At 75.0% G+C, this 845-nt stretch carries 1 protein-coding gene; it reads right to left on the bottom strand.

Annotation, left to right across the window (positions count from 1 at the left end; translation table 11 throughout):
* A partial coding sequence (locus tag AC5LSR_RS20465) for a phosphohexomutase domain-containing protein (RefSeq protein ID WP_493468843.1) occupies positions 1-845 on the bottom strand: 845 nt, incomplete at both ends.

The raw sequence follows: 845 nt of genomic DNA, 5'->3' as shown, positions 1-845 counted from the left end.
GGCTGGGGCGGGTGCGGCGGTCGAGACCGGGGCCAGGGCTGGTGCGACGGCCGGGGCTGGGGCTGGTGCGGCGGCGAGGTCGCGGATGGCGAGTACGTCGGCGGGGCCGATCCTCGCCGGGGGCTCGGCGCGCAGTGCGTCCATCACGGCGGAGATCCGCGCGCTGTCGGTGACCCGGATGGACACCTGGGCGGTGGCGTGCAGGCCGTGTCGGCGGACGAGGTCGTCGAGCCGGTCGAGCAGGGTCCGGCCGTGGCGTTTCTCCGCCGCGGCGATCCCGGCGATCGCCAGGGCCGCGGTGATTCCGTCCTTGTCGCGCACGAGCGTCGGCGCGACCGCGTAGCCGAGCGCCTCCTCATAGCCGAAGACGAGGCCGGCGTGCGCCCGCATGATCCATTTGAAGCCGGTGAGGGTCTCGAGGCAGGGGACGCCGTGCGCGGCCGCGAGCGTCGCCAGTGCGCCCGAGCTCACGATCGTCGTGGCGACCGGCCCGGGCCGGTCGCGCAGCACCTCGTCCGCGAGCAGCAGCCCGACCTCGTCGCCGGTGAGTACCCGGCTGCCGACCGCGGCCGCACAGCGGTCCGCGTCCGGGTCGTTGGCGATGACGACGTCGGCGCCCACCGCCCGGCCGAGCGCGAGCACCCGGTCCAGCACGCCGGGCTCCTCCGGGTTCGGGAACGCGACGGTCGGGAAGTTCGGGTCGGGACGGGCCTGCTCGGCTACCACGAACGGCGCGGCCAGGCCAGCCCGGGTGAACACGGCGGCCAGGGTGTCTGCGCCCACACCGTGCAGCGGCGTGTACGCCACCCGGAGGCCAGCAAGATCGTCTAGGGTGGAGTCGTCAA

The organism is Protofrankia sp. CiP1_Cm_nod4, from assembly GCF_982290645.1.
This window is presented reverse-complemented; position numbering and strand designations above follow the sequence as displayed.